The sequence below is a fragment of the uncultured Treponema sp. genome, assembly GCF_934725225.1.
Classification (GTDB): domain Bacteria; phylum Spirochaetota; class Spirochaetia; order Treponematales; family Treponemataceae; genus Treponema_D.
Window position 1 is genome coordinate 100,873 of record NZ_CAKVAM010000006.1, and the last position, 23,363, is coordinate 124,235.

Annotated in this window: 23 protein-coding genes and 1 tRNA gene; 12 read left to right on the forward strand and 12 right to left on the reverse strand. The window is 43.0% G+C overall.

Annotation, left to right across the window (positions count from 1 at the left end; genetic code table 11):
- The first annotated feature begins 14 nt into the window (after positions 1–14).
- The gene (locus tag Q0H92_RS10035) at positions 15–602 is read left to right on the forward strand and encodes a master DNA invertase Mpi family serine-type recombinase (protein WP_296014590.1); all 588 of its coding nucleotides are present in this window, start codon (positions 15–17) and stop codon (positions 600–602) included.
- Between the two features lie 64 nt (positions 603–666).
- The gene (locus tag Q0H92_RS10040; protein WP_296014593.1) at positions 667–1,095 is read left to right on the forward strand and encodes a hypothetical protein; all 429 of its coding nucleotides are present in this window, start codon (positions 667–669) and stop codon (positions 1,093–1,095) included.
- 3 nt (positions 1,096–1,098) lie between these two features.
- Here Q0H92_RS10040 and Q0H92_RS10045 read toward each other — a convergent pair whose 3' ends face one another.
- Positions 1,099–1,299: a transposase gene (locus tag Q0H92_RS10045; RefSeq protein WP_296014597.1), complete on the reverse strand. Its 201-nt coding sequence runs from the start codon at positions 1,297–1,299 to the stop codon at positions 1,099–1,101.
- Between the two features lie 553 nt (positions 1,300–1,852).
- Here Q0H92_RS10045 and Q0H92_RS10050 point away from each other — a divergent pair.
- Positions 1,853–3,361: an IMP dehydrogenase gene (locus tag Q0H92_RS10050; protein WP_296014602.1), complete on the forward strand. Its 1,509-nt coding sequence runs from the start codon at positions 1,853–1,855 to the stop codon at positions 3,359–3,361.
- 45 nt (positions 3,362–3,406) lie between these two features.
- A complete protein-coding gene (gene purA / locus Q0H92_RS10055) occupies positions 3,407–4,633 on the forward strand; it encodes an adenylosuccinate synthase (RefSeq protein WP_296014609.1) in 1,227 nt (408 codons plus the stop codon).
- Positions 4,634–4,705: 72 nt separating this feature from the next.
- Here purA and Q0H92_RS10060 read toward each other — a convergent pair whose 3' ends face one another.
- From Q0H92_RS10060 to Q0H92_RS10080, 5 genes are all read right to left on the reverse strand, one after another.
- The gene (locus tag Q0H92_RS10060) at positions 4,706–6,055 is read right to left on the reverse strand and encodes an MATE family efflux transporter (RefSeq protein ID WP_296014612.1); all 1,350 of its coding nucleotides are present in this window, start codon (positions 6,053–6,055) and stop codon (positions 4,706–4,708) included.
- A gap of 41 nt (positions 6,056–6,096) precedes the next feature.
- Positions 6,097–6,750 carry an HAD family hydrolase gene (locus Q0H92_RS10065; RefSeq protein ID WP_296014613.1) on the reverse strand — a complete coding sequence of 218 codons (654 nt, stop codon included), beginning with the start codon at positions 6,748–6,750 and terminating at the stop codon, positions 6,097–6,099.
- Positions 6,751–6,764: 14 nt separating this feature from the next.
- Positions 6,765–8,003, reverse strand: a complete 1,239-nt coding sequence (locus Q0H92_RS10070) for an FGGY-family carbohydrate kinase (protein WP_296014614.1) — start codon at positions 8,001–8,003, stop codon at positions 6,765–6,767.
- An 83-nt stretch (positions 8,004–8,086) separates the two neighbouring features.
- Positions 8,087–9,340, reverse strand: coding sequence for a ribose-phosphate diphosphokinase (gene prs / locus Q0H92_RS10075; RefSeq protein ID WP_296014617.1), 1,254 nt, complete (start codon positions 9,338–9,340; stop codon positions 8,087–8,089).
- An 87-nt stretch (positions 9,341–9,427) separates the two neighbouring features.
- The gene (locus Q0H92_RS10080) at positions 9,428–9,598 is read right to left on the reverse strand and encodes a hypothetical protein (RefSeq protein ID WP_296014620.1); all 171 of its coding nucleotides are present in this window, start codon (positions 9,596–9,598) and stop codon (positions 9,428–9,430) included.
- 144 nt (positions 9,599–9,742) lie between these two features.
- Here Q0H92_RS10080 and Q0H92_RS10085 point away from each other — a divergent pair, with 144 nt between their 5' ends.
- Together Q0H92_RS10085 and Q0H92_RS10090 are read left to right on the forward strand one after the other, a co-directional pair.
- Entirely contained in the window at positions 9,743–10,849 is a 1,107-nt protein-coding gene (locus tag Q0H92_RS10085) for a DNA adenine methylase (protein WP_296014621.1), read from the forward strand.
- A 1-nt stretch (position 10,850) separates the two neighbouring features.
- On the forward strand, positions 10,851–12,203 hold the full coding sequence (locus Q0H92_RS10090) for an MATE family efflux transporter (RefSeq protein ID WP_296014623.1): 1,353 nt from the start codon (positions 10,851–10,853) through the stop codon (positions 12,201–12,203).
- 109 nt (positions 12,204–12,312) lie between these two features.
- Here Q0H92_RS10090 and Q0H92_RS10095 read toward each other — a convergent pair whose 3' ends face one another.
- Complete coding sequence (locus Q0H92_RS10095) at positions 12,313–13,335, reverse strand: branched-chain amino acid aminotransferase (RefSeq protein WP_296014625.1); 1,023 nt, start codon at positions 13,333–13,335, stop codon at positions 12,313–12,315.
- A 63-nt stretch (positions 13,336–13,398) separates the two neighbouring features.
- Between Q0H92_RS10095 and Q0H92_RS10100 the strand changes: the two genes are divergently transcribed.
- Positions 13,399–13,818: a hypothetical protein gene (locus Q0H92_RS10100; RefSeq protein ID WP_296014627.1), complete on the forward strand. Its 420-nt coding sequence runs from the start codon at positions 13,399–13,401 to the stop codon at positions 13,816–13,818.
- 11 nt (positions 13,819–13,829) lie between these two features.
- Here the strand turns inward: Q0H92_RS10100 and Q0H92_RS10105 are convergent, their stop codons facing one another.
- Both Q0H92_RS10105 and Q0H92_RS10110 read right to left on the reverse strand, forming a co-directional pair.
- Positions 13,830–15,152 carry a leucine-rich repeat domain-containing protein gene (locus Q0H92_RS10105; protein WP_296014629.1) on the reverse strand — a complete coding sequence of 441 codons (1,323 nt, stop codon included), beginning with the start codon at positions 15,150–15,152 and terminating at the stop codon, positions 13,830–13,832.
- Positions 15,153–15,541: 389 nt separating this feature from the next.
- Positions 15,542–16,417, reverse strand: coding sequence for a methyl-accepting chemotaxis protein (locus tag Q0H92_RS10110; protein WP_296014631.1), 876 nt, complete (start codon positions 16,415–16,417; stop codon positions 15,542–15,544).
- Between the two features lie 222 nt (positions 16,418–16,639).
- On the opposite strand from Q0H92_RS10110, the gene Q0H92_RS10115 reads away from it, so the two are divergent.
- From Q0H92_RS10115 to Q0H92_RS10130, 4 genes are all read left to right on the forward strand, one after another.
- Positions 16,640–16,713: transfer RNA gene (locus tag Q0H92_RS10115), tRNA-Pro, on the forward strand.
- Positions 16,714–16,745: 32 nt separating this feature from the next.
- Complete coding sequence (gene pta, locus Q0H92_RS10120) at positions 16,746–17,777, forward strand: phosphate acetyltransferase (RefSeq protein WP_296014633.1); 1,032 nt, start codon at positions 16,746–16,748, stop codon at positions 17,775–17,777.
- A 60-nt stretch (positions 17,778–17,837) separates the two neighbouring features.
- Positions 17,838–18,173: a DUF4258 domain-containing protein gene (locus Q0H92_RS10125; protein ID WP_296014634.1), complete on the forward strand. Its 336-nt coding sequence runs from the start codon at positions 17,838–17,840 to the stop codon at positions 18,171–18,173.
- Positions 18,173–18,409, forward strand: a complete 237-nt coding sequence (locus Q0H92_RS10130; RefSeq protein WP_296014637.1) for a type II toxin-antitoxin system MqsA family antitoxin — start codon at positions 18,173–18,175, stop codon at positions 18,407–18,409. Before Q0H92_RS10125 ends, Q0H92_RS10130 begins: the two co-directional genes overlap by 1 nt.
- 44 nt (positions 18,410–18,453) lie before the next feature.
- On the opposite strand, the gene Q0H92_RS10135 is transcribed toward Q0H92_RS10130, so the two are convergent.
- From Q0H92_RS10135 to lysS, 3 genes are all read right to left on the reverse strand, one after another.
- A complete protein-coding gene (locus tag Q0H92_RS10135) occupies positions 18,454–18,933 on the reverse strand; it encodes a small multi-drug export protein (RefSeq protein ID WP_296014638.1) in 480 nt (159 codons plus the stop codon).
- A 57-nt stretch (positions 18,934–18,990) separates the two neighbouring features.
- Positions 18,991–19,623 (reverse strand): hypothetical protein, encoded by a 633-nt coding sequence (locus Q0H92_RS10140; RefSeq protein ID WP_296014640.1) that lies wholly within the window; start codon positions 19,621–19,623, stop codon positions 18,991–18,993.
- Between the two features lie 105 nt (positions 19,624–19,728).
- Positions 19,729–21,345: a lysine--tRNA ligase gene (gene lysS, locus Q0H92_RS10145; RefSeq protein ID WP_296014642.1), complete on the reverse strand. Its 1,617-nt coding sequence runs from the start codon at positions 21,343–21,345 to the stop codon at positions 19,729–19,731.
- A 243-nt stretch (positions 21,346–21,588) separates the two neighbouring features.
- On the opposite strand from lysS, the gene Q0H92_RS10150 reads away from it, so the two are divergent.
- Complete coding sequence (locus Q0H92_RS10150) at positions 21,589–23,361, forward strand: phosphoglucomutase (protein WP_296014644.1); 1,773 nt, start codon at positions 21,589–21,591, stop codon at positions 23,359–23,361.
- The last annotated feature ends 2 nt before the right edge of the window (positions 23,362–23,363 follow it).

The window sequence follows — 23,363 nt, forward strand, 5'->3', positions numbered from 1 at the left end:
ATTATCTTTTCATTATGGTTTACGGTTACATTCGGGTCAGCACGGACAAACAGACGGTCGAGAATCAGCGGTTCGAGATTCTGCGGTTCTGCAAAAAGAATTCGCTTGAAGTCGGAGCCTGGATTGAAGAGACAATCAGCGGAACACTCACGCCGGACAAACGCGAGCTGGGCAGGCTTCTTTCTCACATCCAAAAAGGCGACCTGATTATATGCAGCGAGCTTTCGCGCCTTGGCAGAAGCCTTTTTATGATTATGTCGATTCTGAACCTGATTATGGAAAAAGGCGCGCGGATCTGGACGATAAAGGACGGCTACCGACTCGGAGACGACATCCAGTCCAAAGTACTTGCATTCGCGTTCGGACTAAGCGCGGAAATCGAGCGCAACCTGATTTCACAGCGCACAAAGGAAGCCCTCGCGCTCAAAAAGGCGCAGAACGTGCATATCGGCCGCCCCAAGGGAAGACAAAACAACGAGCATCTTCTGGACGGCGCGGAATTCCAGATAAAGGCAATGCACCGCTGGGGCATGAGCATAAACCGGATTGCGCATTTCGTCGGAGTCTCCCGCAACACGATAAGAAGATGCCTGAGGGCATGACTCCGCCCGGAAATCCTCTTTTCCTGAGTTTGCAAGTTTCTACTATTTATTTTATAGTTACACTATGGACGAAATTGAAAAAAACAGGCTCGAGCGGGCATTGGCACTTATACGGCAAACACTTCCACTTGTAGAAGCGGCGGAAAAAAAATTCAAGAGCGCACGCAACTGGGGATTTATCGATATGTTCGGCGGAGGAACTTTCGTTGACCTTATAAAGCATTACAAACTGAACACAGCGGCAGACATAATGAACCAGATAAGTTTTCTTTTGCAACAGCTTCAGGCGGAACTCAGGCAGGTTGTAATTCCTGTGGATTTTAGAATGAACACAATGACATTTGCAACGTTCGCGGATTTTCTTTTCGACGGAATCCTTGCGGACACCTATATGCAGTCCAAGATAATGAAAAGCCTTGACCAAGTGCGAGAACTAAAAAATCGCCTTGTTCTGCTGGAAAAAAATCTTTCCGCGCTAAAACAAAGAGGATAAAAATTATTGCGCAGTTTCTTCTTCTGAATTTTTGTTAGGATTTAACTTTGGATTCAAGACCCAGCTGCGCACAGTGTCCCTGGAAAGTCCGTACATTTTTGCAAGCCTTTTGTAGCCGAATGTTCCCGGCTCGTACTTTCCAACAACTTCAAGTTTAAACTCTATAGAAAATTTCTGCTTTCCCATGCCTTTGCCTGTCTGCATTCTAGTTTAAAATCGTTTTTTAATAAAGACATATTAAAAAAACTAAAGCCACATTTAAACTTTTCCGCAAAAAATTTTAAACAAGCCTACCCCCCCCCAGTCAATATTGTCAAGGGATTTGTTTGTATAGAACTGCCTCTATACATAAAATTCAGCCGCACTTTTTCTTACTGCAACAAACATCCTTCTTCACAAAATGCCAAACATCTGAATATGCTATAAGAAAAAGCACGTCAATTCGCCAAGTTGAGCGTAAATGGAATCGGACTGCGCGATTTTACAATCGCTTGCCATCGCTCAAAACGGCTCTGTTGCCGCTTTCTTTTTCTTACCGCATATTCAGAGAAATAAAAATTCAAGCAGGTTCTTAGGGCGCAGCCCTAAGCGTTGCAAGGAAAGGAGGGTGGCATGGAGGGAGGAAAAACTACGCTTACGAATTAGTTGGTTTTCCTCCCTCCATAACTAAAGAATAGACAGAACAGGCCGTTTTTTATATAATATGCTGAAATTTTAAAGGCACTTTAGCTGCCTAATTTCATTTCAAGAGGGCAAAATGGCATACTTTTACGAAGAACCGTCTCACACATTCGGTGAGTATCTGTTAATTCCCGGCTACACATCCGCAGAATGCATTCCAGAAAATGTTTCACTGAAAACACCAGTTGTAAGATTCAACAAAAAATCAGGCGAAAAACCTTCGCTTTCAATGAACATTCCTTTGGTAAGCGCGGTCATGCAGTCGGTTTCTGATGACAAAATGGCAATTGCCCTTGCAAAAGAAGGCGGAATCAGTTTTATATTCGGCTCGCAGACAATCGAAAATCAGGCGGCAATGGTTGCGCGCGTAAAATCATACAAAGCAGGATTTGTAACTTCCGACTCAAATATCCGCCCGGATCAGACTCTTGAAGAAGTTGTATCTTTAATAGAACAAACTGGACACAGCACAATCGCCGTAACAGACGACGGAACTGCGCACGGAAAGCTTGAAGGAATCATCACAGAACGCGACTTTAGAATTGACCATGTTCCTGCAAACTCAAAAGTAAGCGAATATATGACGCCATTTGCAAAACTCGTTACTGGCAAAGACGGAATCACTTTAAGCGCGGCAAACGACTTAATCTGGGCGCACAAAGTAAATCAACTTCCTATAATTGATGACAAAAATCATCTTGTTTCAATTGTATTCAGAAAAGACTTTGACAACCACGAAAGCCATCCAAACGAGCTTATGGACAGCGACCACAGATACATTGTTGGTGCAGGAATCAATACACGCGACTACATGGAAAGAGTTCCGGCACTTTTAAAGGCTGGCGTTGATATTTTGTGCCTTGATTCAAGCGAAGGATATTCAGAATGGCAATCAAGAGCTCTTCACGACATCCACGAAAAATTCGGCAAAGATGTAAAAGTTGGAGCTGGAAACGTTGTTGACCGCGAAGGCTTTATGTTCCTTGCTGAAAACGGCGCGGACTTTGTAAAAATCGGAATCGGCGGCGGCTCAATCTGCATTACACGCGAGCAAAAAGGAATCGGACGCGGACAGGCAACAGCTACAATCGAAGTTGCAAAAGCGCGCGATGAATACTACGCAAAGACAGGAATCTACGTTCCAATCTGCTCGGACGGCGGAATCGTTCACGACTACCACATAACACTTGCACTTGCAATGGGCGCGGATTTTGTAATGCTCGGACGCTACTTTGCAAGATTCGACGAGTCTCCTACAAACAAGCTTATCATCAACGGAAACTACGTAAAGGAATACTGGGGCGAAGGAAGCAACAGGGCGCGCAACTGGCAGCGTTACGACCTCGGCGGAAAAAAGGGAATGGCATTTGAAGAAGGCGTTGACTCTTACGTTCCTTATGCCGGACGCTTGCACGACAATGTTTCGCTTTCAATGAGCAAGGTAATTCACACAATGTGCAACTGCGGCGCACTTTCAATTCCAGAGCTTCAGCAGAAAGCAAAACTTACACTTGTTTCATCCACAACAATCAGCGAAGGAAGCGCGCACGACGTTACAGTACGCAACACTTCTATTCACAGCTGAAACTAAATTAAAAATTCTAGGCGGAAAGCCTTGGAGGAATTATAAATGAATGTTGTTATCATTGGCGCTCAGTGGGGCGATGAAGGAAAAGGCAAAATTGTAGACTACCTTGCAAAGGACGCAAAATATGTTGTCCGCTATTCAGGAGGTCCGAACGCAGGACATACAATTGTTGTAGATGGAAAACAATTTGCGCTTCATCAAGTTCCAAGCGGAATCCTTTATTCAGACAAAAAGGTTTTTCTTGGAGCAGGAATGGTAATTGATCCGGAAGCCTTGTTTGAAGAGCTTAAGATGATAAAAGACAACGGCGTGGACTGGGAAGGCAGAGTATTTATTTCTGACCGCGCGCACCTTATTCTTCCAAGATACCGCCAGATGGACAAAGACAGAGACGCTTCCCGCAAACGCCCAATCGGAACAACTGGACGCGGAATCGGAATTGCCTACAGTGAAAAAGCTCACCGCGACGGACTCCGCCTTGCAGACTTGGACTGGACAGAAAAACTTGCTGACCTTGAAAAAGAAGACATTGAATATCTTGATAAATACAAAGAGCAGCTTTTGCAGATGCGTGTAGACCTTACACAAAAGATGTGGGAATTCCGCAAAGAAAACATTCTCTTTGAAGGCGCGCAGGGCGCAATGCTCGATATTGATTCTGGAACATATCCTTATGTAAGCTCTGGAGCTTCTTGCGCGGCTGGAGCTGCTACAGGCTGCGGAATCGGTCCTCATAACCTTGACCACATTCTTGGAGTTTTCAAGGCTTACGAAACACGCGTAGGAAACGGTCCGATGCCAACAGAGTTCAACGCCACAAGCGAAGGCGAGCTTTGTCAGTATGTGCGCGACACAGGACGTGAATACGGAGTTACAACAGGAAGAGCCAGAAGATGCGGCTACCTTGATTTGGTTGCGTTGCGCTACGCCTGCCGTGTAAACAGCTTGGACAGCCTTGTTCTTACACATCTTGATATTTACGATGCAATGGATCAGATTGAAGCTTGTGTTGGGTACGAAATAAACGGAAAAATTGTAACAGACTTCCCTGCGAACATCGACCAGCTTAACAGCGCAAAGCCGATTCTTCAGAAATTTTCCGGCTGGAAAACTTCGCTCAAGGAATGCAGAAACTACAAGAAAATGCCAAAAAATGCGCGTGCTTATGTGGAATTCATAGAAGCATTCACAGGCACACCAGTAAGCATTATTTCCGTAGGCTACGAACGTGATGAAACTTTCATCCGCAAAAACCCTTGGAAAAAGTAAATCTATATTGTTGTTAAAAGGAAAGCCCGTGCAATTTTTTGCACGGGCTTTGTCATTCATCATCTAAAACTTTCACACTGCCTTTTTATACATCCAGACTTTTGACTTCCATCTAAAAATCATCAGCATTCCGCGGAAAAGCTCGTCGCACGCCATCGCAATTATAACTCCAATAAATCCCCAGCCAAAAACAATCGCAAAGACATAAGAAAGCAAAGTTGAAATCATCCAGTTTGAAAAAATTCCGGCTCCAACAGGAAAGTGAATGTCGCCAGAAGCCATGAGGCACGGAATAATAATGACATTTATGGAACGCCCAAGCTCCAGGAAAAATGTTACTGGCATTACAGAAAGTATTATAGAAGTAATCGCAGCGTCCGTAGTAAAAAACGCAATCATCTGGTGGCGGAAAATAAAAATCACAGTCGCAATAAAAAGGCTCACCGCGCTTCCAGAAATTTGATAGCAAAAAACATTTTTGTACGCAGTCTGCTGAAGTCCCGCGCCACAATAATGTCCGGTTTTAATTTGAGAAGCCGTTCCTATGGAAATCGCAATCATGTAGATAAAGCGCAAAATCGTCATAAGATAAGTGAACGCGGCAATTGCTTCTGTTCCGAACGTTGTGATTATAATCATTATAACAAGCTGCGACAAATTCCAGGAAACACTTTCGCCTGCGGTAGGAACTCCAATTTTTAGAATCTGCCTCCATTCGCTTTTTACAATTTTAAACGGATTTTTTATTGAATACTTTGAATCTTTTAAGCAAGCGATTCTAACAGAAAGAATGACAGCTCCTGCAAACTGGCTTGCAACCGTGGAAATTGCAACGCCTTTTACGCCCAGAACTGGCAGACCGAACCAGCCGTACAAAGCAAGAGCGTTTCCCACAATATTTAAAGAATTTGCAATTGCATTTACAACCATCGCGTCTTTTGTGTGTCCGTAGCTTCTCAAAATAGAAGACTGAACGATAGAGATTCCGCTGAAAACAGAAAACGCTGAATAAATAAAAGCGTACTGGCTTGCAAACAAACGCACTTCATCGTCAATGTTGTATTTTTTTAGAATCTGCGGAATTAAAAACGCAAACGCAAGTCCAAAAAACAAGCCGAACACAATCACCATCTGCAATGCCGTCCGGGAAATTTTCTTGGCTTTTTCAGTCTGCCCTGCTCCCAAAAAATTTGTAAGGGAAATTGTCGCGCCGTTTGGAATCACTTGCAGCAAAACAAGAAGAAACCAAGTGTACTGCGTTATAAGACCAACGGCCGCAACCGCCTTGTCTGAATAGCCAGACAGCATAAAAACATCAATGCTGGAAAATGCAAGAAAAAGAAGATTTTCAATTACAAGCGGATAAGCGATTTTTCTAAGCGGAGTATCGTTTACTTTGTCAATAAGTTTTTCTTGAGCCATAAAACACCTCGGAGTTCAAACTTATACAGCAAAGATTTTTTTTAGTCAATAGATTTTATTTCATCAAGAATTTTTACAACATCCTGCGCGCCGTCTACAAGGATTCCGCCCATGCCAAGCTCAAGCGGAAGCGCAATGTCTATGTCAAATCTGTCGCCCACGGAAACGCACTCGCAAAATTCACTTGAAGTTTTTTTCGCGGCAAGTTCAAGCATTTCTTTTGCGGGCTTAGACTTCATGCAAGTATCAAGTCCAATCACATCAGGAATAAGCTCTGAAATTCCAACTGCCGCCAAAGTTCTTCTTGCGGCTTTTACAGGATTGTTGGTAACGCAAATCAGGTTGAAGGATTTTTTTAATTCCCCAAGAAACTCTTTCAACTTCAAATCTGGCGAAAGAAATTTTTCAGGCTGCAAAAGCTCATTGCGCCACTTTATGCTAGTTTCAATATCCACGCCGAACGCAGGAAAAGTGTTTCCCAAGCTGATTTTTTTTCCGCCGTGTTCCGCGCTCCATTTTTTTCTGTAGCCTTCAATCATGCTTCTTGCGGAATCTTCGGAAATGCCGTTTATATGCGCGTAATGCCGAATCTGAACATCGACTTGCTCCGCAACAAATTCCGGGCTTGTGTAAAGAGTTCCGTCAATATCAAAAATAAAAGTTTTTATTTTCTTAGGAATTGAATAAAGCTTCACGTGCGCCCAAACCTTTAATAGTTCTGCGGATAAAAAGTTTCCGTCTTGGAAAACAAAGATTCAGATGCGCAAACCAAATTAGGAAAAACTTTCAACGCTGTAAATGCAAATGCCGCATCTCCCAAAAGTTCCGCATCAGGGCAAGAAGGAACTGAAATTTTCATTCCAGTTATATCGGCTTTCATCTGATTCCAAAGCGCGCTTTTTGCCTGACCGCCTGCAACTCGCATTTCATCGGGAAACGGAATTTCTTTTTTTGCAGCGGCAGCTTTTAAAATTCCAATCGCATCTTTTAAATTCAGTGCGGTCTGAATCATAAGATATTTGCCTTGGTCTAAAGAAGCATTTGTTCCGTCGCTTCCTATTATTTCCTGAACAAGAGCCGAATATTCAATCTGCTTTCCAAGCTCGCGTTCAATTTTCAATTTAAAAGAATCAAACTTTGAGCCTGAATCAGGAAGCAAAACAGAAGCGTTCCAAAGTTCCGGCACAACAGAAGGAAGCGTACGGATTTTTTCACCTTCAAGAGGAACAGCCGTGCAGAAGTTAAGACCTTCGCTAGAGCCAGCCCTGTCGCACAAAATGCATGGCTTTACAGTCGCAGTGCCAACAAGCGCAGAAATAAAATCAGGAGCTCCGCAAAAAACAGGAAGACCTTCTTTTATTCCGAATTCTTCCGCGCCCAAAAACGAAGACGCTTTTCTTGAAAGTCCTGCAAGTTTATGCGAAGGTTCTGCAAATGAAGGAAGCTTGTTTATTTCGTCAGCTGAAAATCCGCTTTCCAAAAGAAGCTGCTTGTTCCAATATGCGGACTCAAATCTTTTTTCAGGGAGAATTGTGCAAGGCTCTCCAGTAAGAAGCCACAAAAAATATTCAGGGCCGCTGAAAACCAGCTCGCTCTTTTTCCATACATCGGGAAACTTGTCTTTAAACGCAAGCAAGCGCGGAATAAAAAGTGAACTGGATTTTAACTGAACAACTTTTTCGTTCCATAAAAGAGTTTCGCCTGACTGGGCAACAAGAGTAGGACCGTTTCCGCTTACGCAAATTCCGCTTGGACGAATTTCCGGCGACTGGGAAACCAAATCCTGCAAAGCATTCTGAAAGGCAGGAAGCCATTCCTTTGAAGCATGTTCCGTGTTGCAAAGCAAAAATGGACGGCGGCTGAATGCGCAAACCTTTCCTTTTTCAGAAACAAAGGCAGCCTTTAAAGAAGATGTTCCAATATCAACGGCAAGAACAGTTTGTTCCATACAAAACAATTTTCCAAAAACAATAACGGCATACCGCTTTTTTAGAAATCATTCATCAAAAAGAAATATGCCGTTTAAAAATATTACTCAGCTTTTTCAGCAGGAGTTGAAACTTTTATAAGTTTGTCTATGATTGTGCGGTTGTCAAGCAAGTCGCTCAAAGACTGGTCGTGGTGAAGCCTTGTGATTACGTTTGCAAAAAGACCAGAAACATTTGTGCTGATATACCATTCACGCTTTAAAAGCTCCTCATGGTAAACCGCATTAGTTCCAATTATTCTATAGAACAAGCCTTTGCTGTACGCTTCATCAAACTGCTCAATCGCATTTCCTGTAAAGAACGGAAGGCTGATTGCAGCAATAACTTTTGTCGCACCCTGCTCATGCAAAAATCCCATCGCCTTGAGCAAAGTTCCGCCTGTGCCAAGCATATCGTCTGCAAGGAAAGCAACTTTTCCTTTTACATCGCCCAAAAGCTTAATGCTCTTGATGTTTGTATTTTTTGCATCCTGAGTAACGATTGAATAGTCGCGCTCTTTGTAAATCATGGCAAGCGGCTTTTTAAGTCCAGTCGCATAGAATTTATTGCGGTCAATTGCTCCAGTGTCCGGGCTTACAACAACAAGATCTTCTTTTGTAAGATCAACTACACGTGCAAGCTCGCGGATAATCTGGTATGAAGCATGAAGATTTTCGCAGTGAGTGTGGGCAAACGCATTTACAATTTCGCGTGAATGAAGGTCAAGTGTGATAATGCGCTTAACTTCCATCATTTCATAAATGTGTCCCAAAAGAGCGGCTGTAAGACCTTCGCGGCTCTTCTTTTTATGCTGGCGGCTGTAAGGATAAGCCGGCAAAACCAAAGTAATCTGGCGCGCTCCAGCCTGTCGCACAGCATCAATTGTAACAAGAAGGCTCATAACGTGGTCGTTTACGCTTAGGCTAAGAATATTTTTTCCATCGTTAAGAGCAAGCTTTTCGTGGTTTTCAACATCCTGAAAAATATAAACATCTTTTCCGCGGATGCAATCCAAAAGTTCTGTCTTGAATTCTCCGTTTGCAAAATATGTGAACCTTGCGTTGACCTTAAAAAACGGCGCGCGGTATTTGTCTGTTACACCGCGAATGCACAGGTCGCTAGTTTCAATATCATTCTTCAAGTTAATCTGCTGAACGATATTTTCCTTTTCAAGTCCGTAGCGTTTTGAAATAACATCGCTCTTCAAAGAAAAACGGTGCTTGTACATGTGGCGCAAATGTGTGATGACTTCATTGGCGAAAGACTCTCCGCCCGGACACGCTACAACAGCAAGATCAGTTGGCTCAGAATACGGCATTATTCTTACCCCTTATTTAGATTTTTTTGAAAGCAGAAGATTTAAGTAGAACTTTTACGCATATAATACCGTTTTATGGAACATAGGTCAATTAAGATGAATTTTGTAACCAATGTTGATTGCCATATCAAGTGCGAGCAATGACAAAACAAGCCGCCATCCGGTTGTCATTATCCAGCTTGCCTGGATAATCTTCCCTGCAACAATTCTCCGGGTCAAGTCCGAAGATGACAAGCTATGCCGGGCAATAACAATCATTCACCTTGCAGCAATTTTTCAGTGTAAAAATCCCTTGAAGTTCCTTGGTTTCTGGAGTATCTTAGAACACAGAAATTTCCTTTTTAAATCCTTGAGCAAAACAGAAACTGTAAAACATTCCGCTGAATTTGCGAGGAACAGAAAATGGCAGAAAACACAGACTACCTGACAACGCAAATTATAACTTACATCGGAAACAAACGGATTCTGATTGGAAACATCCGCCCCGAAATCGAACAGATAAAATCAAAGCTCAAAAAGCAAAAGCTTGTCTGCGCGGATTTATTTTCAGGCTCGGGAATTGTAGCGCGGATGCTCAAGCAATATTCTTCAACAGTAATCGTGAACGACTTGGAAGACTACTCTTCAATTCTGAACAGCTGCTATCTTTTCAACAAGAAAGACTTTGACAGCGAAAAATATTTCAGCTACAGAAAATCAATTGAAAAAGAATTCTTCGAGCAGAAAATCCCCGGAATAATCTGCGAAAACTACGCGCCAAAAAACACAGAGGACATTCAGGCAGGCGAGCGGGCTTTTTACACGAGAGAAAACGCAGAACGAATCGACTCTTACCGCACGCTCATAGACGAGCTTGTTGACTGCGAAGAATACAAAAAATTTTTTATCGCGCCGCTTTTAACGGAAGCTTCTGTGCACGTCAACACTTCTGGAATTTTCAAGGGATTCTACAAAAACAAAAACACCGGGCTTGGCTGCTTTGGCGGAACAGGAAAAAACGCGCTTTCAAGAATCATGGGGCAAGTGGAGCTTCCAGTTCCAGTGTTCAGCAACTTCAAGTCAAAAACTGAAATCTACAAAGAGGACACAGTCGAGCTTTCCTCCAAGCTGAAAAAAATTGACATTGCATATTTAGATCCGCCGTACAACCAGCATCCTTACGGCTCAAATTATTTCATGCTGAACATAATCGCGCAAAACAAAATGCCGGACGCAAAGCTCAGCAAAGTTTCCGGGATTCCCGCGAACTGGAACCGTTCAATGTTCAACAAAAAAAACAGCGCGTTAAATTCCATGGAAAAAATAATCAGCGCGCTTGATGCAAAATTCGTAATCATTTCATATAATTCAGAAGGATTTATAAAATTCGGCGAAATGAAATCCATGCTTGAAAAATACGGAAAACTTAAAACCGTTGAAATCGCATACAATACATTCAGAGGCTCGCGAAACCTCAACGCAAGAAACATTCACGTTTCCGAATATCTTTTTGTTCTGGAGAAGTCGTAAAATGAGCGCAGGAAAAAATTCAATTGACATGCTCAACGGTCCGCTTCTTGGAAAGATTCTAGTGTTCTCTCTTCCGTTCGCGGCAAGCAGCATTCTTCAGCAAGTTTTTAATTCCGCAGATGTGGCAGTCGTGGGAAGATTTTCCGGAAGCACATCTTTGGCGGCGGTAGGAAACAACGCTCCGATAATCAACTTAATCATAAATATTTTTGTGGGAATGTCGATTGGCGCAAATGTTCTGATTGCAACTTTAATCGGCCAGAACAGAAAAGACGAAATCAAGTCGGCGGTACACACAGTAATTTCCGTGGCAGTCATAAGCGGAATTTTTCTTGCGGTAATAGGACCGCTTCTTTCAAAGCCAATTCTTGAAGCAATCGGAACGCCTGATGAAGTTCTTGTGCTTGCGGCTCTTTACCTGCGGATTTACTTTCTTGGAATGCCGGCAATCATGGTGTACAACTTCGGCTCGGCAGTTCTAAGAAGCAAGGGAGATTCAAACCGTCCTTTGTACTGTCTGATTGCGGCGGGAATTCTCAACGTTATCCTGAACCTTGTTTTTGTAATTGTATTCAGAATGGGCGTTGCTGGAGTTGCAATTTCAACTGTAATTTCAAATTACGTAAGCGCAACCATGATAATTTTATTTCTGCTGAATGAAGAAGAATCGCTCAGACTGGATTTAAGAAAACTTCATATAAACAAAAGCCAGCTTGCAAAAATCGCGCGCATAGGAGTTCCGGCTGGCTTGCAGGGAATGGTTTTCTGCTTTTCAAACATCTGCATTCAAGGCGGAATAAATTCATTCGGAAGCAACGCAATGGCAGGCTCGGCGGCGGCGCTCAACTTTGAATACTTTTCATACTTTGTTGTAAGCGCGTTCACTCAGGCGGCGACAACTTTTACAAGCCAGAACTACGGCGCAAAGAAATTCAGCAGATGCAAAAAAATCTACAGGCTTTCAATGCTGTGCAGCGTAATTATTTCCGGGGCAATGTGCTTTGTCTTTGTATTCTTTAGAAGAGCTGTTATCAGAGTTTACACCGTGGACGAAGCGGTAATCGCATTTGCGCTCATAAGATTAGTCCATGTGGAATCGCTTGACTTCCTTACAAGCAGCTACGAAATTACGGCAGGCGCTTTGCGCGGAATGGGATACTCAATGCTTCCGGCAGTTCTTACGCTGGCAGGCTCATGCCTCTTTAGGCTTACTTGGCTTGCAACCGTATTCAAAAAATATCCTTCATTTGAAACAATAATGAACGTTTATCCAATCAGCTGGATAATAACCGGAACAGCAGTAATTGCTTCGTACCTGATTATCAGAAAGAAGAAATTCGGCGTAGAACAATGAGACATTTAACTATGTCATTATCGGGCTAGACCCGATAATCTCCATTCACATTTATAAAAAAATCCCTGACCGTAGCCAGGGATTCACAGCAATAAGCTGAAATTTCCGATTATTTAATTTCGTAAATCCAGCCTTCTGGAGCCTTTATTTCGCCCATCTGGATTCCTGTCAAAGTTTCACGGAGCTTTTTAAGAACCGGTCCGATTTCTTCCATTCCGCTTGGAACATTGATTTCTGTTCCGTGGTCAACAATTTTTCCGATTGGAGAAATTACAGCGGCAGTTCCGCAAAGTCCGCATTCAGCAAAGTCCGCAAGCTCGTTCTTGTTAATCTTGCGCTCCTCAACTTCAATTCCAAGATAATCTTTTGCAACCTGAATCAAAGAACGGCGTGTGATTGAAGGAAGAATGCTGTTTGACTTTGGAGTAACAAGTTTTCCGTCTTTTGTAACAAAGAGAATGTTTGCTCCACCAGTTTCTTCAATATAAGTGTGTGTCGCAGGATCAAGATACATATTTTCAGCAAAGCCGTTTCTGTGCGCGTCCATGATATTGTGAAGGCTCATCGCATAGTTAAGTCCGGCTTTTATGTCGCCAGTTCCATGAGGAGCGGCTCTGTCCAAGTCTGAAATGCGGACAACAATCGGCTTAACTCCGCCCTTGAAATATGGACCAACCGGAGTAACAAGAATTCTAAACTGATATTCGTCAGCAGGCTTTACACCGATTACAGCATTTGAACCAAACATATACGGACGGATATACAAAGTCGCGCCGCTTCCAAAAGGAGGAACCCAGTCAATGTTCGCCTTTACAGTATCAAGCACAGCCTGAACAAAACGCTCTTTTGGGAACACCGGCATTTCAAGACGCTCGCAGGAAGAAGCCATGCGGTCAGCGTTCAAGTCCGGGCGGAAAGTAACAATTCTGCCGTCTTTTGTTGTGTAAGCCTTGAGACCTTCAAAGCAAGTCTGGGCATACTGAAGAACTCCAGCGCACTCAGAAATATGCACAGTAGCATCGGAAGCAAGCTCGCCTGCGTCCCATGCGCCGTTCTTGTAGTTAGCAACAAATCTCTTATCTGTTACCTGATAACCAAAAGGAAGATTCGCCCAATCAATATTCTTTGCCATACTTCACCTCGAAAAAACCGGTATTTCCATGCCGGCAAGAATTTTACAAACATATTAACACAAATGAAAAAATCAAACAATCAGCACAGGAAAGACATTCCGCTTAGAGCCGGAAGCAAACAGTATGAGAAAAACCAGGAATACAAGTACACGGTGAGCGGAACAACACTCATATTAACAGAAGAAGGCGAGCGGGATGGTTCATACGTGAAGATTATATGTAAATATGAGATCAGCAGCGAATCAGTAATAACACCGAAAGAAGCCATACTTTATATTGACGGCAATCTGAGCGAGAAGGATTCCAAAAACGAGACTGAAAATATGAAGAGAGCGACTTACCTAAAAGTGGAAAAAGCTCCGACTAAACGATATGACGAGTACTACAAAGACGGAAAGCAAATCACCAGCCAGGACCTCATGGCCAACAACAAAACCGCGCCTAAACAGACGCGGTCTTGTTATTCACATTGCATGGTGTAGAAAAAGATTGGCTATAGAGTTATTTCCTTATCAGAACATATTATTTTGATACCACTACTGCCGCTTTCAAAAGGATTGTTACTGCCTATTGCAATTCCACTCCAATCATCCGACAAGCCTTTATATTTTACACTTTTCAGTTTATTGCATGAAACGAATGCACCTGTTTCAATTGAAGTTACACTAACCGGAATTGTTATAGATTCAAGAACCTCACAGCTCATAAATGCACTACTTTTTATTTCACTTACGCCATCTGGAATCTCTATGCTTGTTAGAGCCGTGCAGTTCCTGAATACTTGCTCAGCTATTGAAGTTATTCTCGTCGAAAGAACTATGCTTTTTAGATTGGAACAGTTAGTAAATGTTTGATTTCCAATTTCAGTAACGCTGTCCGGAATATATACATCTGTTAGAGACGAGCATCCATGAAATGCAGCCCTTTCTATTGTTGTTACACTGTCTGGAATCTCTATACTTTCAAGAGCCGTGCAACCATTAAATGAGTCTGAACCAATCGTAATTACTCCCCTTGGAATCTCTATGCTTGTTAGAGCCGTGCAGTCCCTGAACGCGCCAATAGCAATCGTTGTTACACTGTTTGGAATCTCTATGCTCTTAAGAGCAGAACAATTACGGAACGCAAATTGTCCTATTTCATTCACAGTATCTGGAATCGTTACACTTGCAAGTGATGTGCATCCATCAAAAGCATTTTCATCAATAGAGCCTATTCCCTCCGGGAGAACTATGGCAGAAAGAGCTGTGCAGTTCTGAAACTTTGTCACACCAATTGAGCTAAGCCCGGTTGTCCTGCCAAGGTCAAGGCTTATGCAACCTTCTGTAAGAACATCCTTTAAATTTTTAGCTATTTCTAACAAGCCGTCGTCATCTATCGGACCGGCAACAATTATGTTCCAGTTCTCGCCGTTATTATCGCTTATACGCTCCGCAGCCTGCGCCGCAGTGTACACTCTGTTCATAAGAACGCTGCATGAAGCCGTCTCACCCTCTGTAACTGCAACTTCCGCGCTTCCCACGCCGCTCAAGGCACCGCTTAAAGTCGCCTCAACGTCAACCGTGTAGCTTCCGGCATCAAGCTCATTGAACTCCACTGCCCCCCCCGGCACGGCTGTCTGGCTTTCTATAACTTTTCCGCCTTTCAGCAGGGAAACTGTGTACGAGTCGGCCCTGCCACTGCTAGAGACATTCCGGGAAGAGCCCGGAAGCGCAACAAGAACAGAGCCAGCTCCACCGTTTCCGCTTGCGGAATCCATGCACGAGGCAAGCATTAGCATTACCGCTGGTAAAATCAAGAAAATATATTTCTTCATAGTTTTCTCCTGTTAATTTGAATACAATTCTATCTAAAAACAGATTCTGTTCGAGATGTGTCTGCAAAAATACGCACTGTTTTTCCTTTGAACTATCAACGTTGCCGCTTCCGCGGCAGCAAAACAGAGCGTTTTCTGCATTCGCCTCTCTTCCTGCGCCGTTTTTAACTGCTTTATAAAGCCCTGAATTAGGACTACCTATTTATATTATATATCAAACTGTCTGGAAAATCCAAAAGGAAACTAAAAAAAATATATTTTTTTTATAAAAAACACCTGATATTGTCTATACAGCTGAATTTTGCCTCTTTTAAGCCTTCATTTAAACAACGATGCGTACTGTAGCTGTCTGGGAAAAAAAAGAAAGCGAAAAAAAATGTAAGCCAGTGCTACACCTTGAAAAGTCCAATCTTGCCGCCGATTTCTTTTACTGAGTCTGTAATATCGCCGGAAATTGCAGAAAGCATCTTCCTGCTCTCATCTGCAGCCGTGGAGTTTTCCTGCATTCTGTCCATACTGTCTTTTATTGTCAAAGCAGTTGACTGAAGCTTTTTCACTTTTGCAAGGATATGCCTGTTGTCCTCAGACATTTTCGCAGACGAAGATTTTACTTCGGCAGTAGAATCGTTCATAGACTGAAGGGCATCTATAATCTGCTTTGAGCCTATCTGATGTTCTTCCATCGCATTTTTTATCTGCGCCACAATCTGGCCTGTTTCCGCAATATTGTCTGAAACAAGCGAAAATTCCGACAATGTCTCATTTGAAAGAGAGACAACGCCTTTTATTGTCTCCTGAATTTTTGCCAGCCGCGCACCTATGGAATGTGAGCGCTCCGATGAAGTTGCCGACAATTTTCTAATTTCATCCGCAACCACGCTGAATCCCATTCCGGCCTCGCCTGCATGGGCTGCCTCAATCGCGGCATTCATAGCAAGAAGGTTTGTCTGCGAAGCAATGCCTGCAATCGCAAGGTTTGCGTCCTGAAGAATTTTCGACTGCTGCTCAATGTCAAGAATCATTTCATTTACATTCGACTGGTTGGCAATTCCAGTATTAGAATGCTCCTCAAACTGGTCAAAGGAAGAAATCATCTTGCCCACGGAAGCATTCACGGAAGATATATTGCCAATCATCTGTTCAATTGCAGAAGATGCCTGCTGAACATTTTTGGATTGAACCTGAATCATTTTTTCAAGAGACCCGATGCCCGAACTGATTTCATCTACTGCGCCCGCAGAAACATAGTAGGAAACCACTCCCACAAAAAGATTTGTGACAATGAGAGTTGAAACTAAAATAATTACAATAGATGATTTTTTAGCTTAATATTGTTCTTCATTTTCTTTTACGAATCTGCCGAAAATGCTACCACAAAATACCCCCTGTTGCAATAAAAATGAAGTATGCGCACAAGATGAACAAAATATACCTTTTCCGCTGCAATTGATAATCAATACGCCATTTGATATAATTGCAGTGCTTTTCGGGCAATAGCGCAGTTGGTTAGCGTGCGTGTCTGGGGGGCACGAGGTCCCGGATTCGAATTCCGGTTGCCCGATTTTCAAGCAAAACAATTAAAGAAGGTGCATTATGGATTTTGTTTCACAGTTGAAAGAAAAGGCTAAATCGGCCGGAAAAAAAATCGTTCTTTGCGAAGGCGAGGACAAGCGCGTTGTTGAAGCGGCGGCAAAAATCGTAAAGGAAGGAATTGCAAAAATCATCCTTATCGGAAACGCAGACGAATGTGCAAAGGCAGCTCCGGGAGTTGACCTTTCAGGAATCGAGCTTGTAGATCCAGCAACAAGCACAAACACAGACAAGTACGCGGAACTTTTGTTCAAGACACGTGAAGGCAAAATCAACAAGAAAACTGGTCAGGCAGAATATCCTACAGTTCAGGATGCAAAAAACTACATTCTCAAAGACCGCACAATGTTCGGAGCTCTCATTCTCAAGGCTGGAGACGCAGACGGATTTGTAAGCGGCGCTTGCCACTCAACTGCAAACACATTGCGCCCGGGACTTCAGGTTATAAAAACAGCTCCTGGAATAAAAACAGTTTCATCAAGTTTTATCATGGTTGCCCCGGAATGCGGAAACAAATACATAAAGGAAGGCGTTGCTCTTCTTGCTGACTGCGCAATCAACATCGAGCCTTCAAGTGAAGAGCTTGCTGACATCGCAGTTGCGACAGCCGACACAGCAAAGAAAATTGCAGGAATCGAGCCAAGAGTCGCCATGCTAAGCTTCAGCACAAAAGGAAGCGGAAACGACGACAAGTTCTTCAAGAGCGTTCCAAAAGTTCAGGAAGCTGTAAAACTTGCTCAGGAAAAAGCGCCGGACTTGGCATTGGACGGAGAATTTCAGTTTGATGCCGCAGTTGCTCCAGAAGTTGGCGAGCTAAAAGCTCCGGGAAGCAAAGTTGCAGGACACGCAAACGTTTTTGTATTCCCAAATATCAACGCAGGAAACATCGGCTACAAGATTGCCCAGAGAATGGGCGGCTGGATGGCGATTGGACCTGTATGCCAAGGATTCGCAAAACCGCTTAACGACCTTAGCCGCGGCTGCAACGTTGACGACATTGTTGCAACAGTAGCAGTTACAGCATTGCAGGCATAACAAATCACAAGCTGTCCTAAACGGACAGCTTTTTTAATTTTATGCTATAATATAAATGCAATGGAATCAAATAATATCAGTTTGAAAAAAATACAGGAACTTTGCAAAGAGCATAAAATCCGCTGGACAAGGCACATTCTTACAAGGCTTATTCAACGTGGAATTAGCCAAGCTGATGTTGAAAATGCTATAATGAACGGCAGAATTATAGAACAATATGCAGACGACTATCCAGTGCCAAGCTGTCTTATTCTTGGCAAAACAGAATCAAACCAAAGCCTGCACATTTGTTGCAGTTCAAACGAAAAATATATATGGATGATAACTGCATACTATCCTAGTTCAGAAAGCTGGAACGAAAACTTTGATACAAGAAAAAAGACAGGAGGACTATAATGAAAAATGAAAACTGCTTTTTCTGCAAAGGAGAAATGAAAGAAGATATTACAACATTCATGGCAGACCTTGGAAAATGCATTGTAATTATCCGCAATGTTCCTTGTCTAAAATGCCCTCAATGCGGCGAAGAACTTTTTACTGATGAAGTCGCAAAAAACATCGAAAAGATTGTAAACAAGCTAAAGGAAAGTGTTACAGAAATTGCTGTTACTGACTACAAAACAGCAGCATAACAAATCACAAGCTGTCCTAAACGGGCAGCTTCTTTATTAACTTTTTATCCTGCGACTGCGTTTGCAGCTCCGAATCCCAGCAATGTCAAAACAAGCATAATCACGCCGGCAAGCAAAACGCCTCCCATAACGGCAAGAGATGTCTTTTTTCCGTCCAAGTCCAGAAGGCTAGCCGCAAGAGTTCCAGTCCAAGCTCCAGTTCCCGGAAGCGGAATTCCTACAAAAAGAAAAAGCGCAAAGTAAAGCCCGCGTCCAGCTTTTGCCTGCATTTTTTCACCGGCAGCAGTTCCCCTGAGCAAAAAGAAACGGCAGATTCCGCCCACAAGACGCTTGTCCTGACCCCACTCCAAAAACTTTCTTGCGAACAAAAAAATAAAAGGAACAGGAATCATATTTCCAATTATGCTGACAATGTAAGAAGAAATCACCGGCAATTTTAACGCCTGCGAAACAGGAATCGCGCCCCTAAGTTCAATAAGCGGCACCATCGAAATAAAAAACACCCAAAGAAAATTTTTTAACATAAGCTCATTTTAGCATACTTAAGAAATCATTCGCAACTGCAACACAAAATACAGCTTTCAAAATGATTTTTTCCTAGATGCCGCCCAAATTCCAACGCTCATCAAATAGTTTCCGCCGATTACAACAAACGTCCAGCCCACAGAAGCAAGAACGCTCTGCTCGTAAACGTGAAGAAAAAAATACGGACCGACCAAAACGCGGGCAATATTCAAGACAAAAAGAACAACAGCATAAATCAGCGTGGGAACAATTGCGCAAACTGTATGCAAAAATTTCAGCGGAATTTCTTCAAAGAAAATGAAAGAAATCAAAGCCAGAACAGGGCAAACAAAATGCATAAAAAATCCGGAACCTTCAAGCATATAATGGCTGAAATTCTTCATTGTGTATCCGCCAGCATTCGGAATGAGCAAGGCAAGAACAACCGTAATTGTGAGCGTTGTGCAGCAAACCGCAATGTAGGAAAACAGTTTTACTGAATCAGGAATTTTCTTGCCTGAATGTAAAAAACGGATTTTACAAAATGCCATAACAGCGCACGAAATCCCCAAGAGAATATTGCTGTCCTGCGTATAAAATTTAAAAAAACTAAATCCGCCATATTCAATTATGGACAAAATCACAGCGGCAATTTCGAATGCGGCAATCAGAATATTCAGCGCAAGTGAAAAATAAATTTTCTTCTTCATTTGAACAACCCAAGAAAATAGGGATGTCTAACAAGTTCTAAATGTCATTGCCGTATCAAGCACGATAATGACATTTTAAACTTTTGGAACATCCCCGGAAACTTTTTAATATACGCTCAGGATTTTCTGAAGTTTTTCTTTTCCGATAATCCTAAAGAAACTTGCAAGGCGCGGTCCCTGATCTTTTCCAATCAAAGCATGATACAAAGCTGTAAACAACGCCTTTGACTCAAGACCGAGTTCTGTCGCAATGTCGTACATCGCCTGCTGGCATTCCTTGTCAACCGCAAAAGTATCAAGGCGAGGAACAACTTCATCACGCACACGGCGCACAGCAGTCAGCATTTCACCGGAAATATCTTCAGCCTTAGAACCGTCTTCTCTTAAAGTAAAGCAGAAATCCGGAGCGCAGTCTGGAGCGCTTTCTTTAATCCAGTACCAAGCGCATTCACAGCGGCGGCGCAAAGTTTCCTTCTGTTCTTCTTTTACATCCTTAAGGGAAGCAATAACCGCATCGATGTCGCCTGAATAAGTCTGAAGCAAAGTTGTAAGCAAGCGGAATCCAATCTGATACGGCTGAACTTTCGGCATTCCGTTTTCAATCTGGCTAAGTTCGTAGATGCGTTTTTCCTTGAGGAACAAATCTTCGTTCTTTGCCTTGTCGATTCCCCAGGCAATTCGCTCTGTCTTGTCGTAAGCTTCGTATATTGTAACAACGTCCAAGTCAAAGCTGATGCTGAACTCGTGGTCAACTTTGTTCATGGCGAAAATGTAGCGCAAAACTTCAGGCTGATAAACTTCAAGAGCATCAACAAGCGAAATTACTTTTCCTTTTGAAGACGACATTTTTCCCGGAACACCTTTGAGCTTTACAAAGTCGTACTTCATTGTAACTGGAGCATCCCAGCCGAAAACTTTCTTGCTTACAAGTTTTGCAGTGTCGTAGCTTCCGCCCGGAGAAATGTGATCTTTTCCGCCCGGCTCGAATACAACTTTTTCTTCGTTCCATCTCATCGGCCAGTCAACACGCCAGCCCAGCTTGAATTCTTTTGAAGTGCGAAGGTCGCCTTTTTCTTCGTGTCCGCAAGCCTTACATTTATATGTAACGCCATACTCGCCATCGTAGTCAAGGATTTCAGTTTCGTCCTTATTGCATTTGCAGCAGAAAGCGGCTATTGGCCAGTAAATGTCTTCTGGCTTCATTTTATGCTGCTCGTCGCGGTATTCGTTCAGGCATTCTTTTATAAGCTCGCGGTTTTGCAATGCCTTTTTCATTCCTTCTGTGTAACGGTTCGCGCGGTAACGGCTCGCCTGATACAAAAATTCAGGATGGATTCCAACGCGCGGTAGCTGAGTTTCAATATCAACTTCGTGATGGCGCGCATAGTTTTCATCGCGTCCAAAAGTATCTGGCACCATTGTGATTGGATAGCGCAGATATTTTTCAAGAACTTCCGGCTGAGGCATATTGCCCGGAACTTTTCTGAAAACATCGTAGTCGTCCCAAGAATAAATAAAGCGCACATTCTTGCCCCGGTCACGGAGAGCGCGCACAATCAAATCAACAGTAATAATTTCGCGGAAGTTTCCAATGTGAACAGTTCCGCTCGGTGTAATTCCAGAAGCGCAGGTGTAAAGGTCAAGGTCGCCTTTCTGCTTGATAATTCTTGAAGCCTGCTGGTCTGCCCAGTGGCAAAGTTCTTTTTCGTTTCTTTCTGACATAATGCGGATTATTATATTGAAAAAAAAGGCAATGTGCAACGCAAGTTTTTTCACGCATCGTCATCTTCGGGCTTGACCCGAAGACCCATTATGGATTGCCGGAACAAGTCCGACAATGACACTCGCCGTTTTCTTTCCTCCAAACCATCAATCTTTCCCATCGCTGTTTAAAGCTTTGCCTTAAGAACCTGTAAATTTGTTCGCTTCCACACCAGCGGCAAAAGCGTTATAATGGAACACATTATGGAACACAATATGATTTTATCGGCGTCCGGCTGGAGAAAAGTTTTTGCAGAAAGCATGGATGCGGAAGACACATCGCCAAAAATCGGAGAAGCAAACAGTTTTCTCTGCCTTTTAATCGCAGAAACATTCGCTGAATATATAATTTCAAAAACAGAAAAAAAAGAGCCGTCAGTTGTCGTGGCAACAGACACCCGCCCCACAGGAAAAGAAATCGCGCTCAATGTAATTCAAGGACTTTGCGCCTGCGGAATAAAAGTTGTTTTTCTTGGAACTGCCGCCGCCCCGGAAATAATGGCGTACTCAAGAAAGCATGACGGATTCCTCTACATTTCAGCAAGCCACAATCCAATAGGACACAACGGAATAAAATTCGGTCTGAACAATGGAGGCGTTCTTGAAGCCGGGGAATCAAAAAAACTCGCAGAAAGCTTTGCAGCAAAATGCAATTCAGCCGGAGCAGAAGACCACGCACTTTCACTTGCATTCAAAACGCAAAAAGCACAAGTTGAAAATGTGTACGCAAAATGCGCCAAGTATAAAAAACAGTCTCTTGCCGCCTACGAAAAATTTATAAAAACCGTAATAGCCGGAAGCTCCAAAAATTTATTTCAGCACAAGCTGTTCAACATTTTAAAAAAGGCAGCGCAGAAAAATCCGCTTAGCATTGTGTGCGACATGAATGGTTCTGCCCGCGCAACTTCAATAGATAAAAAATTTATCCCGGAAAGCGGAATCGGTTTTATTCCATTCAACGAAGATAAAATTGTCCACGCAATAATTCCAGAGCCAGAAAATCTTGTGCATTGCGCGAAAAAAATCAACGAGCTTCAAAAAGAAGGAAACAAATCCGCCCTGCTTGGTTATATGCCTGACTGCGACGGCGACCGTGGAAACGTTGTCTACTGGAACGGCAAAGAGGCAAAAACCGTGCCGGCACAAGAAGTGTTCGCGCTGTGCGTAATGTCGGAACTTACGTTTGAATACTGGAAAAATCCGGACACAAAAAATCTTGCGGTAGCTGTAAACTGCCCTACTTCCATGAGAATTGACAAAATTTGCGCCAGCCTGAATGCAAAAGTATTCCGCGCGGAAGTTGGAGAAGCAAACGTAGTGAACCTTGCGCGAGAAAAAAGAAGCGAAGGCTTTAACGTAAGAATATTCGGGGAAGGAAGCAACGGCGGAAACATAACATACCCTTCCGCAGTACGGGATCCGGTTGCAACAATTTTTGCCTTGGTAAAACTCCTTGCGCTGCGGGACACAAAAAATAAAATCGGACTGTTTCATTTGTGGTGCAAGATGTCCGGACAGGAAGAAAAATACAATGACAACTTTACGCTCAACGATGTTATTTCCACACTGCCTGAATACACAACAACTGGCGTAAGCGAAAGCCGCGCAGTTCTTCAAGTAAAAACGCAGGACAAAGGCAAGCTCAAGGAAAACTTCAGAAAAGAATTCATTTCATCTTGGGAAGAAAAAAAAGAGCAGCTCAAAAATGAATACGGAATTTCAAGCTACGAAGCGTTCACGACAAACGGCACAAAAGAAACTGCCGCTGACCAAAACTGGAACAATGCGAACGGCGGACTAAAAGTAAAATTCTTGGACAGTTCAAATCAGCCTGTCGCATTTATCTGGATGCGTCCAAGCGGAACAGAGCCAGTCTTTAGAATTATGTGTGATGTAAAAGGAAACAAGACGCAAGAAGAAAAAGCCCTGCTCGAATGGGAAACAGAGCTTCTGCAAAAAGCGGACATTGAATCCTAAAA